This window comes from Nocardiopsis codii (assembly GCF_036327455.1).
GTDB lineage: Bacteria > Actinomycetota > Actinomycetes > Streptosporangiales > Streptosporangiaceae > Nocardiopsis > Nocardiopsis codii.
Window position 1 is genome coordinate 1 of sequence record NZ_JAUZMY010000027.1, and the last position, 12729, is coordinate 12729.

A 12729-nucleotide genomic window follows, 5' to 3' on the forward strand; every position below is an offset into this window, starting at 1 on the left:
GCTCGCACGACCACCCGCACCCCCACCCTCCGGAGCCGCCCCGTGCACGCCGTCGATCTCGCGGTCATCGTGGTGTACCTGCTGTGCTCGGCGTGGCTCGGCCTGAGACTGTCCGGCCGCCAGCGCGACACACGCGACTACTTCATCGGCAGCCGCAACCTGCCCTGGTGGGCGGTGTGCCTGTCCGTCGTGGCGACCGAGACCAGCGCCCTGACGGTGATCAGCATCCCCGGCGTCGCCTACTTGGGCGACGTGACCTTCCTCCAGGTGGCCGTCGGCTACCTGATCGGGCGGGTGGTCGTCGCCTTCGTGCTGCTGCCCCGGTACTACCAGGGGGAGATGACCACGGCCTACGCCTACCTCGGCCTGCGCTTCGGCCGCGGCATGCAGGGCACGGCCTCGGTCACGTTCCTGTTCACCCGTCTCCTCGCCGACGGCGTGCGGATGTTCGCGGCCGCCATCCCGATCAAGATCGTCCTGGACTCCTACGGGCTGGAACTGCCCTACTTCGCGATCATCGCCCTGCTCGGCGGGGCCACGGTCCTCTACACCCTCGTCGGCGGGATCAGGGCGGTCGTGTGGGTCGACGTCCTCCAGATGGCGCTGTACGCGGTCGGCGGCGTCGTCGCCCTGGCCGTCATCGCCACCGGCCTCGACGTGAACTTCCTCGCGGTCGCGGCCGACGAGGGCAAGACCAGGTTCCTCGACTTCACGTCGAACCCGGTCTCGTCCCCGTACGCCACGGTCACCGCGGTCCTGGGAGGCGCCCTGCTCTCCACCGCCTCCCACGGCGCCGACCAGATCATCGTGCAGCGGCTGCTGGGCTGCCGCAGCCTCCGTGACGCCCAGAAGGCGGTGATCGGCAGCGCCGTCGTGGTGTTCCTCCAGTTCGCCCTGTTCCTCGCCGTGGGCCTCGCCCTGTACTCCTACTTCGAGGGCGCCTCGATCGCGCGACTCGGGCTCGCCAACTCCGACGAGCTGTTCCCGGTGTTCATCGTCGAAGGGCTTCCCGTCGGGCTCTCGGGGCTGATGCTCGCCGGCATCATGGCGGCGGCCATGAGCACCCTGTCGTCGTCGCTGTCGGCGCTCTCGTCCTCCACCATGGCCGACCTGTACCAGCGGTTCACGCGCCGCACGCTCACCGACGCCGAGGGGCTGCGACTGGGTCGCCTGTTCACCCTCGGCTGGGGGCTGGTGTTCGTCGGCGCGGGCGCGATGTTCACCGGGACCGACACCCCCGTCGTCGAACTGGGCCTGTCCGTGGCCAGCCTCACCTACGGTGGGCTCCTCGGCGCGTTCTTCCTCGGCCTGTGGGTCCGCAGGGCGCGCCAGACCGACGCCGCCGTCGCCTTCGGCGCGGCCGTCGCGACCACGGCGTGCCTGTTCCTCCTCGCGCCGGACCTCGTCGGGTTCACCTGGTACACGGCTATCGGCACGGCCATCGTCCTCGGCCTCGGCTACCTGCTGTCGCTGCGCCACCGCGGGCCGGCGCCCGGGTCCGAGCCGGGCGGGAAGCCCGCGAGGGCCGCGGAGGAGGAACAAGCCTGACCCGCGTGCGGCGGGAGCCGAGCGCCCCGCCCGGTCACCGGCCCCGGACCCGGGACAGGAACCGGAGCAGCCCGCCGTTGAAGGCGGGCGGGCGTTCCATGTTGACGCCGTGGCCCGCGCTCCGGACCACGGCCGAGGCCCCCTGCGGGGCCAGGGCCGCGGCCGCGGCGGCGTGCCCGGCAGGCCACAACTCGCTCTCCGCCCCGGCCACGAAGAGGACGGGGACGTCCAGACGGGCGACGGTGTCGCGCCAGTCCCGGGCGGCGTGGTCCTGCAGCAGCTCCAGTTCCGCGCCGCTGAGGGACCGGTCGGTGCCGCGCATCGCGCGGAGCAGCCGGGCCAGGCGCACACCGCGCCGCAGGAGGGGTGTGCCGTGGCCGGTGCCCGGGACGCCCTCCGCGAAGTACGTGTCGGCGTTGTGCTCGCCGTAGCCGTAGAACCCGTGCCGCCAGTCCGCCGTGTTCAGCATCTTCGGCGTCTGGTCCACGACCACCGCCGCGCCGAGGCGGCCCGTGCCGTACCGGGAGGTATAGGACCAGATCGTGTTGCCTCCCATGGAGCCCCCGACGAGGACCGCGCCCGTCAGGTCGAGGTGTTCCACGAGGGTGTGGAGGTCCCGGCCGCGCTGCTCCATGGTGGTTCCGGACGGCAGGGGGCCGGCGGCGCCGTGCCCGGGGAGGTCGACGGCGACCACCCGGTGGCCGGCGTCGACGAGGGCGGGCACCTGGTACAGCCAGGAGGTCGCGGGCGCCTTGAACCCCGCGAGGAGCACGACCGGGCGCCCCTCCGGGGATCCGTGCTCGGTGTAGCCGATGCGGACTCCGTCGTCCCCGGTGATCGCCGCCATGTCGCCTCCTCGTGTGCGGGCCGTCCGCGTGGGCCGTCCGTGCGGGCCGCGCGCCGGCCCGGGCGGGCGCAGCCTCGGAAACCGCGCCTCCACCGTCTCACGGTCGGCGGGAACCCCCGTACCGGCCGGGCGCCCCGGCCCTGCCTCAGCCGTCGGCGGGGCCGTGCCGGGGCCGGCCCCGACACCCCGGTGAAAAGCGCTTGCGTGCACCCTCCCCCGCGACCACGATGGTTCGCGTGACAGGAGAACGCCGATGACCCACCACGCCCGTGCCCGCACCGTCCGGGAACATCCGCTGGCCGCGCGGGACGCCGGCCCCTACGGCGTCACCGGAGGGGACGACGGCTCCCTCTGGGCCACCCTCGTCCACCACGGCCAGATCGCCCGCGCCGCCCCGGACGGCCCGGCGACCCTGTACCCGCTGGACTCCGCCACCTGCGGCCCCTCGCTCATCACCCCGGGCCCGGACGGCGCGTTCTGGTTCACCCGCACCCAGGACGACAGGATCGGCCGGATCACCCCGGAGGGCGAGTCGGAGTCCTTCGCCCTGCCCGCTCCCGGTGCGCGCCCCTTCGGTATCACCGCGGGACCCGACGGGGCGCTGTGGTTCACCGAGATGAACACCGACCGGGTCGCGCGCATCACCGCGGACGGTGAGATCACCGAGTTCCCCCTGCCGACACGGGGCGGGTTCCCCTCGGTCATCACCGCAGGCCCGGACGGGGCCCTGTACTTCACCCTCAACCAGGCCGACGCGGTCGGGCGGATCACCGTCGACGGCAGGGTCACCGTCCACGCCCTCCCCACCGTGGGCGCGGCCCCCGTGGGGATCACCTCCGGGGCGGACGGGGCCCTGTGGTTCGTGGAGATCGGCGCCGGTCAGGTCGGACGCCTCACCGTGGACGGGGACGTCCGGGAGTTCCCCCTGCCCCGCCGCGACTCCCGGCCCCACGCCATCGTCGCCGACCCCGCCGGCGGGTGCTGGTTCACCGAATGGGGCGCGAACAGGATCGGGCACGTCACGGCCGAGGGCGACATCGACCTGGTCGACCTGCCGACCCCGGACAGCGAGCCCCACGGGATCACGGTCACCGCCGACGGCGCGGTCTGGGCCGCACTGGAGAACGGGGGCCTCGCCCGCCTGGCCACCTGAACCGGAGGGTTCTGGGGCCGGCGTCCCGCCACTCGCACCGGGGCGCCCCCCGCCGGGGTCAGGAGGGGGCCTGGCGCGCGAGCGCCCGGCCGATCGCCCGCGCCCCGTCGGGGAAGGAACCGGGGTCGGGGCCGGCGTAGTTGAGCCGCAGGTGGGGGCCGGTGGGTTCGGCGGGGAACCACTCGTCGCCGGGGTCGACGACGACCCCCAGGTCCTCGCAGTCCAGGACGAGCCGCGCCAGGTCGGTGTCGTCGGGCACACGCACCCAGAGGTTCAGTCCTCCTCGGGGCACGGCCTCCAGGTGCGCGGTGGGGGCGTGCTCGCGGAGCGAAGCGGCGAGGAGGTCGCGCCGGGCCGCCAACTGGTGGCGCAGCCCCCGCAGGTGCGTGCGCCAGGCGGGCTGGGTGACGACGTCGAGCGCGACCGCCTGCAGCAGGCCGCTGACATACAGGGACTCGGCCCGGGCGTCGGAGAGGATCCGCTCCCGGGCGGGGCCGCGGGCGATGATCCCGGCGACGCGCACGGCCGGGGACACGCTCTTGGTCAACGAACGCAGGTACACGACGTGCCCGCCGTCGTCGCGCGCGGCCACGGGCGCGGGGTCGGCGTCGATCCCGAAGTCGTGCGCCCAGTCGTCCTCGATGAGGAACGCCCCGTAGCGGCGCACGGTGTCCAGCACCCGGTCGGCCAGGTCGGACGACCAGCGGGCGCCGGTGGGATTGGCGAAGCTCGGCTGGGCGTAGAAGGCGCTCGCCCCGGTGCGCTCGAACGCGCGGGCCAGAGCGTCCGGGTCCGGCCCGTCGGCACCGCTGGGCACGGGTACCACCCGCACGCCCGACTGTGCGGCGGCCAGGAGTGCCCCCCAGTAGGTGGGCGACTCCACCAGTAGCGGCCGGCCCGCGCCGACCAGCGCGCGGAAGGCGGTGCTGAGCCCGCTCTGGCTCCCCGGGAGGACGACCGCGTCGCCGGGCGCGGGCGCGGACACCCCGACCGGTGCGGCCGCGCCCAGTTCGGTCGCGAACCACGCCTGGAGTTCCGGTAGGCCCGCGGAGGGGGGCCTGGTGACGGCGGCACTGCCGCGGGCGGCGCGGGTGAACGCGCCGCGCACCAGGCGTTCGGGGAGGAGTTCCCGGTCGGGGTAGCCCGAGTGCAGTGCGACCACGTCGTTGGGCACGGTCCGCAGCGCCGCGGCGGAGCGGGGGCTCCGGTGCGTCGGTGAGCCCAGTGCGGCGGTCTGCCACCCGTAGTCGTTCGGGCGGGCGACCCCTACCGCGCGGACGAAGGTGCCCACGCCCGGCCGGCTCTCCACCGACCCCTGTGAGACCAGTGTCCGCAGTGCCTTCTGCACCGTGACGGGGCTCGCCCCGTACTGCGCCACCAGCGCCCTCGTGGACGGCAGCCTCGCTCCCGGCGGGGCCGTGGCGATCCACGCGCGGAGATCCGCGACGATACGCGCACTGCTATCGTTGTTCATGAAGAACAACAGTAGCGCTACTCTGAATGGGATGACAGTGCTATCGTCCCCCACCGCCGGTCTGCTCTGGGGGCTGCTCGGGGTCACGGCGTTCTCCCTCACCCTGCCGCTCACGCGCGTGGCCGTCGGGGACGGCGCGATGTCGCCGCTGTTCACCGGCACCGGCCGTGCGGTCGTCGCCGCGCTCCTCGCCGCCGCCGCGCTGGCGTGCACACGACAGCGTCTGCCCCGCGGCGCCCAGTGGGGGCGCCTGGCGGTCGTCGCGGGAGGCGTCGTGGTGGGATTCCCCGTGCTGACCTCGTTCGCGCTCACCTCCGCGCAGGCAGGCCACGGGGCCGTCGTGATCGCCCTCCTGCCCGCCGCGACGGCGGTGATGGCTGCGCTCCGAGGGCGCGAGAGGCCCCCGGTGTCGTTCTGGGCCACGGCGGCCCTCGGCGCGGCGGTCGCCGTCGCGTTCGCCGCGTCGCAGGGCGGAGGCCCCGGCGGGCTGTACTGGCCCGACCTGCTGCTCTTCTGCGCCGTGGCCGCTGCCGCGGTCGGCTACGCGGAGGGCGGCCTCCTGGCGCGCGAACTCGGCGCGTGGCAGACCATCTCCTGGGCACTCGTCCTGTCGGCGCCGCTGATGGCCGTCCTCACCGCTGTCGCGGTCGTGCACCAGCCCCCGAGCGGAACCCCGGTCGCCTGGGCGGCCTTCGCCTACCTGGCCGTGGTGAGCATGTTCCTCGGCTTCTTCGCCTGGTACCGGGGGCTCGCGATCGGCCCGATGGCACGGGTCGGCCAGGTCCAGCTCGTCCAGCCGGTGATGGGTATCGGATGGGCCGTCCTGCTCCTGCACGAACAGCTCACCTGGCCCACCGCCCTCGGCGGGGCGGCGGTGATCGCCTGCGCCGCGATCGCCGTCCGCGCCCGGACCGGGCCGATCGCCGGGGGAACCGGGAGGGCCGGAGCCGGGGCGCGGACGGGGGCCTGAGCCGCCGCGGAGGCGGGCACAGGCCCCGCCTCCGCGGCGTTGCGCCCGGTCAGCCCGTGAACAGGGCCGTGGCCTGGACCGCGGTCTGCACCACTCCGTAGCCCAGGGCCAGGACCACGACCACCCACAGGAAGAGCGCCGCCGCCTTCGACAGCGGCTGCCCGCCTCGTTCTCCACCGTTCACCGGGGTCTCCCTCCGCGGCCCGGTCCCTCCGGGCGCTCGCTCTTCTTGCTGTTCGCCGGGTGCGCCGGTCGTCCGATCGGCGCTCACGCGACGGTCTCGCGGGACCGCTCCGGGCCGTCCGTGGCCGGGGGCTGCGTCGCGGAGGCCGACAGCGGTCGCACCAGCATGTTGGCCGTGAAACCGACCGCCATCACGACCACCATGAGGTACAGCGACGCGGTGTACAGGTCGGCGCCCGAGCGCCCCGCGGCCAGCTGGTTGTCGGCGATCACGTTGACGATCAGCGGACCCGCGATGCCCGCGGCCGACCAGGCGGTGAGCAGGCGGCCGTGGATCGCCCCGACGTTGAACGATCCGAACAGGTCCTTCAGGTAGGCGGGGATCGTCGAGAAGCCGCCGCCGTAGAAGGACAGGATGACACCGGTGACGGCCACGAAGAGCGTCACCGAGCTCGTGCCGGCCACGGCGATGAGCAGGTACAGCACGCAGCCGATCCCCAGGTAGCCGATGTAGGTGCGCTTGCGCCCGAGGGCGTCGGACGTGGAGGACCAGACGAAGCGCCCCAGCATGTTGCACAGGGAGAGGACGCCGACGTACCCGGCGGCCTCGGCCGCGCCGACCCCGCCGAAGAAGTCCTGCACCATGGGCGCGGCCTGCTCCAGGATGCCGATACCGGCGGTGACGTTGCAGAACAGCACGATCCACAGCAGCCAGAACTGCCGGGTGCGGAACGCCGTCTCCACGCTGACGCCCTCCTGGACGTGCTCCTTCGCGGAGGGGGCCTGCGCGGGCGCCCCGCCCTCGGGCGTCCAGCCCGGCGGGGGCACCCTGACGGTGGCCGCACCCAGCATCATGGCCGTGAAGTACAGGGCCCCGAGGGTGAGGAACGTGGGGACGATCGCCTCGGAGGGCGTCGCGGCGTACCGGTCCAGCAGTGCGGAGGACAGCGGGGACGCGATGAGCGCGCCGCCGCCGAACCCCATGATGGCCATGCCCGTGGCCATCCCCGGCCGGTCGGGGAACCACTTGATCAGCGTGGAGACGGGCGAGATGTACCCGATACCGAGGCCGATCCCGCCCAGGACCCCGTAGCCGAGGTAGAGCAGCCACAGCTGCCCCGTCGCCACGCCCAGCGCGCCGACCAGGAAACCGCCCGCCCAGAACACCCCGGAGACGAACATGGCCTTGCGCGGACCGTTGCGCTCCACCCACTTGCCGCCGAACGCGGCGGACAGGCCGAGCATGACGATGGCGATGCTGAAGACGACACCGATCGCGGTCAGCGAGGTGTCGAACCGCTCGACCAGGGGGGTCTTGAAGACACTGAACGCGTACACCTGGCCGATGGAGAGGTGGACGGCGAGTGCCGCCGGCGGGATGAGCCACCGGCTGTAGCCCGGGGGGGCCACACTTCTCTCGCGGTCAAGGAACGACAGCATGGAGCATCCTCTTCACAGATAGGACACGCGCGGCGTCCTGACGCCGCGCGTGGGTTTTCAGGTGCGGTTCCCGTTGTTCACGGGTTCATACGGTGCTGAGCGGGGGGACCCGCGGGGTCCGGCCGCCGGGGTGGTACCGGTCCGGTCCGTTCCCGGCGCCGATCCCGTGCACAGTGTCCGGGAAGGCTCCGGCGAGCGCGGGCCCGGGGGTCCTGTCCGCGATGACGGGCCCGACCGCGTCGTCGGCCTCCGGCCCGACCGGGGTTTCGTGCCCGGCGGGGGTCTGCCGGGTTCGCCGGACGGACCTCCCGGTCTCGGGAACGAGACCGGCGGAGCGCTGTGCGTGCTGCGCGACGGCGACGCGGAGTCCGGATGCGGGTTCCCTCGTCACCGGGGGCAGCGCGGTCCGGGAAAAGGGACACGCCTTCGCCGTCCGGGCGGGGTGGGGCTCTTTCGCCAGCGCTGCGAGGTACCTGAGCTGGCTCAACAACATGCGGACACAGTACAGGTGCGTATGTCGCCGAACAAGGGCGGACCCGGCTGTGGCGAAAGCGCCACAGAACGTGTGACATCGGGTGATCGGGCCACTGTCGGGCGGCTCGGTCGCCCAGAGGAGGGTCGGGGGTGTCGGCCGGGTCGAGCCGGCGCCGCTCCGGGGTCCTGACCTGCGGTGCCATGCCCCGGGGCGGTCTGCCGGGCGGGGTCGCCGGACGAGCGCCCGCCTCCGGCGGCCTTCCTCCGTGCGGGCCGGGCGTCACCGTCCGTGACTCCGTTCCCCGTCGTGCGGGCGGCCCCGGGCTCAGGCCGAGCCGCGGCGCGGCGCGGGTTGTCTAGGATCTTCCTACTGTCCAGACAGGGAAAGTAGGGGAAAGCGATGACCCTTCCGGAACACCCGCTCTCGAAACTGGGATTCCTCACGATCGGCCTGTTCGACGAGGACGACCCGGCCACCGGGCACGAGAACACGCTGCGCATGATCGAACTCGGGGAACGGCTCGGCTTCGACAGCGCCTGGCTGCGTGACCGGCACCTCCAGTACGGCATCTCCTCGCCCGTCGCGGTCCTGGCCGCCGCCACGCAGCGCACCTCCCGCATCGAACTGGGGACGGCGGTCATCCCGCTCGGCCTGGAGAACCCGTTCCGGCTGGCCGAGGACCTCGCCACCGTCGACGTCCTCAGCGGCGGACGGCTCAACCCGGGGGTCAGCGTCGGGCCCCCCACCCACTACGACCACATCAAGGAGCACCTCTACCCGGACAGCTGGGACGCGGAGGACTTCGGCCGCACGCGCGTGTCCCGGCTGCTGCACAACCTGCGCGGTGAGCCCGTCAGCACGTTCTCCGGGCAGGAGGGCATCGAGACGTACTCGGAGCGCATCCAGCCGCACTCGCCGGGACTGGCGGACCGGCTCTGGTACGGGGCGGCGGGCCTGGCCTCGGCGGAGTGGGCGGGGGAGCAGGGCCTCAACCTGCTGACCAGCAGCGTGGTCCGGGCCGAGGAGGACGACGACTTCGCCCGTGTGCAGCGCTCCCACATCCTGCGTTTCCGTGAACGCCACCCGCTCGGGGAGCGGGCGCGCGTCTCCCAGGGGCTCGTCGTGATCCCCACCGACAGCGCCTCGCCCGCGCAGCGGCGCAAGTACGAGGAGTACGCGCAGAGCCGCCACGCGCGCACCACCGCCCCCCAGGGGCCGGGGCGCCTCCTGTTCGCCCCCGACCTCGTGGGCACCTCGGAGCGGATCGCGCGGACGCTGACGGAGCACGCGGGATTCCAGCAGGTGGACGAGGTCGTGTTCCCGCTGCCCTTCACGTTCGAGTACGAGGACTACGAGCAGATCCTCACCGACATCGCCACCCGGTTGGGCCCCCTGCTCGGCTGGGCTCCCACCGGGCCGGGCGCGGGGGGCTGACGCACCGGGCCGGAGAGGGCCGGGGCCGCGGCCCGGCCTCCCGGACGGGGACGGACCCGACGCCCTCGGCGCGGCCGGACGTGCCGCACCCGGGAGGCGCCCGCCCTCCGACTCCGCACGGGCACACGCGGCGGCGGACCCGGGCGGGGAGGCGGGCGCCGGCGCCGGCGGAGGAGGGGCGCCGGGGCCCGGACCTGCCGCGCGTTCCCCCGGCTCCCCACTCCGCGGTGGGCGGAGCGGGCGTCCGCGCCTCGTAGAGTGAAGGATCCAGCGCGGACGGGGGAGGACCCCGGCGGTCCGTGCCAGCACACGTGCCCCGCCCGGGCGGGGACGAGATCCGGATCGGAACCCCTTGTACCTGGCTCGCATCAGTCTCAACGCCAAACGCAGCACCCCCATGGACCAGTGGGCGGCCATGGGCCGGGCGGTGCGTCTCGCGGTCGACCCGGACCCGGACTCCGACGCCCGGGTCCTGTGGGCGCGTGTCTCCCCGACCACCCTGGTGGTCAGCTCCGACACCGCCCCTGCGTGGGGGAAGATCCCCGGTGCGTACGCGGCGACGATGCAGCCGCCGCCCCGGCACACGGAGGGCGAGACCATCCGCTGGGAACTGATCGCCGCGCCCACCGGGCAGCGCGGGGCCGAGCCGACCGAGGAGGACCGGCGTCCGCGCGGCAAGCGGGTCGCCCTGGCGGAGCCGGAGTTCGAGGGGTGGCTGCAGGACAAGACGGCGGGCGCCCTGCGCGTGACCTCCGCCCGGTGGAAGCGGCTGGGCGGCAGGCCCGCCCGGTACCACTTCACCGGAGAGGCCGTCGTGGAGGACAGCGAGGCCCTCCAGGAGCTGTGCCTGGGCGGAATCGGCGCGGGCCTGAGCACCGGCGCCGGCCTGCTCCTGACGAGCACCGCACCGACCGCCTAGGCCGTTCTCCGCCTTCTTCCGTGCCCGTGTCCGCCGGGCCGCCCCTCGCCGCCCCTGCGCGCCCGTGAAGCACCACCGGGCCGCACACCGCACGTCGTGGGGAGATCGCCCGGACCGCCGCACGCCGCCCCGGGAGCCTGCGTGAACACTCCGCCGGAGGCGGGCTCGCGATGGGTCGGCGCCCGGGCGGATCCCCGGGCCGGGGGAGCCGTCGGGGTTTGAGGGCCGGGGCGTCGGCCGGTCGGCGGCCCCGGCTCCGCGGGCGGTCCGGGCCGGACGGGCCTCAGTGGGACACGGCGTCCAGGTACTCGTTGATGAGCTTGACGTCGAGGTGGTCCTTGCTCCGGCCGAGGAGCGTCTTCCACACGCGCACGTTGTCCAGGACCGCGAAGCGCAGGCCGTCGACCACCTCGGCGCCGTCGATCAGCTCGTCCACCGTCCAGAGGTCGGGGAACCACCCGCTGAGGATCTCGACCCGGTCGTCGAAGAGGAGGACCCTGCGGACGCCGTCACCGAAGGGGGCGTCCTCGGGCTCGCCCAGGGTCACCGCTCTCTCCCAGGCGGCCCCGCGGGCGACGACGTCGATGTCCCCGACGTCCCAGCGGAGTTCGTGGGCCAGGAGCGGACCGCTGCCGGCGATGACGAAGTCGTGTTCCGGGAGCCCTAGCGACAGGACCTTTCGGATCAGGTCGTGTTCTCTGAGGTTCACAGATACCCTCCTGAGCCGGGTGGCGTCGCACCCGTCTCACGACAGTATAGTGCGGGCCGCGAATCCGACGAAGGCCGCGACCCCCAGACTGCTCAGGGTTCCGATCATGAAGTACTCCGCGAAGCCCTTCTGGTGGGCCCGCAGATCGGGGAACCGGGCCAGGGCCTTGACGGCGACGACGAGGGCCGCGCCCTCGGGGCGGCCGATGAGAACGAAGGCGTAGATCAGCGAGCGCTCCAGCCACCCGACCACCGCTCCGGCGCCCTTCAGCGACCTCATCTCCTCGCCCTCCTCCTTGTCGAGGGCCTTCGTGAACGGGCGCAGCAGGTGGGTGACGACCTCCCCGCCGATGAACGTCGCGAGGATGAACCCGGAGACGACGACGAAGACACGGTCGTCGCCGACGAGCCGGACCACCAGGGCCGCGAATCCGGAGGCGTCGTGGAGCAGCGCGCCGACCACGCAGACGGCCGCGAGCGCGCCGAGCGGCCAGAGCACGAGCCCGCGCCGGTCGTTGAACAGGGACGGCGACGTCTGGGCGCTCTCGTCGCCCCTGGCCAGGCGGGCGAGGGCGACCGCGATGGCCGGGCAGGCGAGCACGAGGAGCACGGGCGCCCAGCCCGGCAGGAGCGGTGCCAGCGCGTACAGCCCGAAGGCGAGGGCCACCGGCGCCGCCCGCCACCAGGTGTGGCGGGCCCAGGGCAGGCTGTAGGAGAGGAGCACGGAGATGCCCGCGCCGACGACGACGCGCAAGAGGTCCACCGGGTACTGCCCTTTCCACGGGGGTGAGAGGACGGGCCGGTCCCGGCCCGGGCGTGGGACGACGCCGGGGCGCGGGGGAGCGGCCGGGCGGGGAGCCGCGCCGGGGCGGCCGGGGTGTGGTCCTCGCCCTCTCCGGGGCCTGCGCTCGGGGGAGCGCGGGTCCGGAATCCCGGGCATTCTAGGGTGTGCGCCGCGTGTTGGGCGAAGGGGCTCGCAGGGATCCCGCGGCCGGACCCGCTCCGGACCGCCTCCCGGGGCCCGGACGCGGAACGGAACGGACGCCCGGGGAGGGGGCTCCTCCGGTCAGTCGGCGGCGACGACCTCCAGTTCCACGAGCAGCTCGGGGCGGCCCAGCCGGGCGATGCCCGCGAGGACGCCGGGCGGGCGGACGCCGAACGCCTCCAGGCGCGCGGACAGCGCCTCCCCGGCGTGCGCGGAGAAGTCGTCCACGTCGGTGACGTAGGTGTTCATGCGGACGATGTCCGAAAGGGTCGTCCCGGCCCGCTCCAGGACCGCCTCGACGTTGTCCGGTGCGGCCGCCGTCTGCGCTCCCATGGCCCCGGGGTGGAGCGACTCCCCGTCCGGCGAGACGGCGCACTGGCCGCTGACGAAGAGCAGGCGCCGGTGGCCCTCGACCAGGAGCCCCTGGTCGAGGCCCTCCGGTAGGTCCACGGGTTGACTGCGGTGCGTTTCATGGGGCTCCCCGGTTCGGACGGTCACGGCGCCGCCAACGGTAAGACCTCAAGGGGAATTGAGGTCAAGGAGGGGTGGCGGCGCACGGAGAAGGGCAAAATGCCCATAAGGCTCTTTCTTTC

At 73.8% G+C, this 12729-nt stretch carries 11 protein-coding genes and 1 pseudogene; 5 read left to right on the forward strand and 7 right to left on the reverse strand.

All coding sequences use genetic code 11. From position 1 onward, the window contains the following. Nucleotides 1–42: 42 nt before the first annotated feature. A pseudogene (locus tag Q8791_RS23720) lies at nt 43–1536 on the forward strand (sodium:solute symporter); the annotation flags it as partial. Between the two features lie 46 nt (nt 1537–1582). Here the strand turns inward: Q8791_RS23720 and Q8791_RS23725 are convergent. Then, nucleotides 1583–2395, reverse strand: a complete 813-nt coding sequence (locus Q8791_RS23725) for an alpha/beta fold hydrolase (protein WP_330094000.1) — start codon at nt 2393–2395, stop codon at nt 1583–1585. Nucleotides 2396–2648: 253 nt separating this feature from the next. On the opposite strand from Q8791_RS23725, the gene Q8791_RS23730 reads away from it, so the two are divergent. Further along, nucleotides 2649–3548, forward strand: a complete 900-nt coding sequence (locus Q8791_RS23730; protein ID WP_330094001.1) for a Vgb family protein — start codon at nt 2649–2651, stop codon at nt 3546–3548. Nucleotides 3549–3606: 58 nt separating this feature from the next. On the opposite strand, the gene Q8791_RS23735 is transcribed toward Q8791_RS23730, so the two are convergent. Continuing rightward, the gene (locus Q8791_RS23735; RefSeq protein ID WP_330094002.1) at nt 3607–5022 is read right to left on the reverse strand and encodes an aminotransferase-like domain-containing protein; all 1416 of its coding nucleotides are present in this window, start codon (nt 5020–5022) and stop codon (nt 3607–3609) included. A 31-nt stretch (nt 5023–5053) separates the two neighbouring features. Between Q8791_RS23735 and Q8791_RS23740 the strand changes: the two genes are divergently transcribed. Then, complete coding sequence (locus Q8791_RS23740; RefSeq protein ID WP_330094003.1) at nt 5054–5992, forward strand: DMT family transporter; 939 nt, start codon at nt 5054–5056, stop codon at nt 5990–5992. Nucleotides 5993–6041: 49 nt separating this feature from the next. Here Q8791_RS23740 and Q8791_RS23745 read toward each other — a convergent pair whose 3' ends face one another. Continuing rightward, nucleotides 6042–6176, reverse strand: a complete 135-nt coding sequence (locus tag Q8791_RS23745; protein WP_330094004.1) for an MFS transporter small subunit — start codon at nt 6174–6176, stop codon at nt 6042–6044. Between the two features lie 83 nt (nt 6177–6259). Next, nucleotides 6260–7615, reverse strand: a complete 1356-nt coding sequence (locus Q8791_RS23750) for an L-lactate MFS transporter (protein WP_330094005.1) — start codon at nt 7613–7615, stop codon at nt 6260–6262. A gap of 874 nt (nt 7616–8489) precedes the next feature. On the opposite strand from Q8791_RS23750, the gene Q8791_RS23755 reads away from it, so the two are divergent. Both Q8791_RS23755 and Q8791_RS23760 read left to right on the forward strand, forming a co-directional pair. Next, a complete protein-coding gene (locus Q8791_RS23755) occupies nt 8490–9524 on the forward strand; it encodes an LLM class flavin-dependent oxidoreductase (RefSeq protein ID WP_330094006.1) in 1035 nt (344 codons plus the stop codon). 352 nt (nt 9525–9876) lie between these two features. Continuing rightward, a complete protein-coding gene (locus Q8791_RS23760) occupies nt 9877–10443 on the forward strand; it encodes a type I-E CRISPR-associated protein Cas6/Cse3/CasE (RefSeq protein ID WP_330094007.1) in 567 nt (188 codons plus the stop codon). A gap of 283 nt (nt 10444–10726) precedes the next feature. On the opposite strand, the gene Q8791_RS23765 is transcribed toward Q8791_RS23760, so the two are convergent. The 3 genes from Q8791_RS23765 to Q8791_RS23775 form a co-directional block, all read right to left on the reverse strand. Further along, nucleotides 10727–11152 (reverse strand): hypothetical protein, encoded by a 426-nt coding sequence (locus tag Q8791_RS23765; RefSeq protein WP_330094008.1) that lies wholly within the window; start codon nt 11150–11152, stop codon nt 10727–10729. Nucleotides 11153–11188: 36 nt separating this feature from the next. Then, nucleotides 11189–11914 carry a hypothetical protein gene (locus Q8791_RS23770; protein WP_330094009.1) on the reverse strand — a complete coding sequence of 242 codons (726 nt, stop codon included), beginning with the start codon at nt 11912–11914 and terminating at the stop codon, nt 11189–11191. A 303-nt stretch (nt 11915–12217) separates the two neighbouring features. Beyond that, a complete protein-coding gene (locus Q8791_RS23775; protein WP_330094010.1) occupies nt 12218–12586 on the reverse strand; it encodes a RidA family protein in 369 nt (122 codons plus the stop codon). Between the last annotated feature and the right edge of the window lie 143 nt (nt 12587–12729).